This window comes from Teichococcus aerofrigidensis (genome assembly GCF_054073225.1).
The window spans coordinates 1-1,977 of record NZ_JBSXMU010000236.1; the positions used below are offsets into that span (position 1 = coordinate 1).

Annotated in this window: 1 protein-coding gene; it reads right to left on the reverse strand. The window is 76.1% G+C overall.

What is annotated here, in order from left to right; all coding sequences use genetic code 11:
• Positions 1–89: 89 nt before the first annotated feature.
• The coding region (locus tag ACVMLK_RS20870; protein WP_457487518.1) for a cellulose synthase subunit BcsC-related outer membrane protein at positions 90–1,977 on the reverse strand (1,888 nt) is incomplete at its 5' end.

Genomic DNA, 1,977 nt, shown 5'->3' on the forward strand with positions numbered 1-1,977 from the left:
GGCCAGCGCCGTGGCCTGCGCCTCCGTCGCGCCCTGCCAGGCGGCGGGGGGGGGGGGGGCCCCCCCCGGGGGGGGGCCCCCGCCGCGCCTCAGTTCTCCAGACGGTAACGCGCGTAGATCAGCCCGCGCGCCTCGCTCCAGTCGGCCGAGCGGTCGTAGCGCAGCGCCGCGCCGAGGCGCAGCACCGGCGTCACCTGGTACTCGGCATCGGCCCGCAGCCCGCCCGTGAAGCCGGTCTGGGACTGGCCGGGGTAGTAGGCGCTGACCTGGCTGTCCGCCCGGGCGCGCGCCTCCATATAGGCCTGCGCCCCCGCCTCGGTCGGGAAGATCGGCGCGCGATCCTCCCGCCAGGAGGCGAAGCCGACCGTGCCGCCCAGGCGATAGGAGAGCGCGCCGGAACGGGCGCGGTAATCCAGCGGGATGGTCGCCGCCATGTAGGATTGCGGGCTGTAGTAGCCGCCATGGCCGATGCTGAAGAAGCGCAGGTTCTTGTCGTAGGACTGGTAGAGCAGGTCGAGCCCGGTCACCAGCTCCTCGTCCGGGCGACGGAACAGGGCGTGGCTGAGGCCGGCGCCCGCCTCGACCCGGCTGTTGTCCGCCACGCCATCGCCCTCGATCGTCGAATAGCCGCCGCCGACATAGAAGTTCGTGTCGCCGGAGCCGAACTCCACCTGCCCGCGCGCGGTGTTGCGCACCACGCCACCCCAGACGCGGCCCGTGGTCGCGTCGCGCATCCCGGCCCAGGACAGCATCGAATCGGTCATCGCCCGGCGCTCGCCGGTGACGCGCAGCCGCGCCCCGCCGCCCAGCGCCGGGGCGAACTCCACGCCACCCACGACATTCTGTTTGCGGAAACCGAGCGGCGTGCTGCCGACATCGGCCGAGAGATTGTCCCGTGTATAGGCGAGGCCGACCGACACGCCCGAGGCCGAGGTGTCGCGCGGCAGGAACTGCCGGGCCTGGCTGGCCGGCAGGGCATTGGTCGAATCCCGCGGCAGCCCGGCGTTGAGCAGGACCTCGCCCGCGGCGGCCTCGGTCAGCGCGTTGCTGCCGAAGCGCTTCAGGCTGCCGGTGTCGAGCGCGAGGTCGCCCGCGTCGATGGTGGTCGGCCGCGCCCGCAGCGCGATGCGCCCGCCGATGCCGCCCACCGCGGTCGAGACCTCGGCCTCGCCGCTGAACTCGGTCAGCCGGTCGAGGCCGGCCGAGCCGGTGCGGCTGCGGATCACCGGCCCGGCGGTGATGCGGGTGCCCGCCTCCTCCCTGGCCACCGCCAGCTCACGGTCGATCTGCTCCAGCAGCGGATCGGTGGCCGGCATGGTGTAGCCGCCGCTGGCCACGGAAAGGCCGGCCCCGGCCAGGGCCACGCGGCGGAACGGGTTCTCCGCGCCGGAGGGCATGGCGGGCGCCGCGGCGGCCGGCGCGACCGCCCCGGCCATGCCGCCGCCCAGCTGCGCCCGGCGCTGCTCGGCGGCCAGCTCGAGCGCCCGGCGGGCGCGGCGGGCATCGCCCGAGGCGCGGGCCAGCCGGGCCTCCATCATCGCGGTGCGCGGATCGTTCGGGGCGAGGGAACGGGCCTCGGCCAGCAGGGTCTCGGCGCGGCGGCGGTCGCCCAGCGCGATGGCGGCATCCAGCGCCCCGGCCCTGGCCTCGGCATTGCCCGGGTCGCGGCGGAGCACCGCCTCGGCGATGCGCAGCGCCTCGCGCGGCTCGCGCGCGCCCTGGTAGAGCCGGGCCAGGGCCAAGTTGGCGCCGGGATCCTGCGGGTTCTCGCGCAGCGCCGGAACCAGCTGGTCATAGGCGGCGGCCTGATCGCCGGCCTCGTTCAGACGGTCGCTGGCGCGCACGGCGAGGCCGCCCCGCAGGCCGGCGACCCGGCGCCGCTCGTCGGCGGTCAGGCGACTGTCCTGCGCCAGGTCGGCGACGACCAGCCCGGCCTCCTGCTCCAGCCCGGCGGTGAGCAGGGCCTCGCCCAGCGCC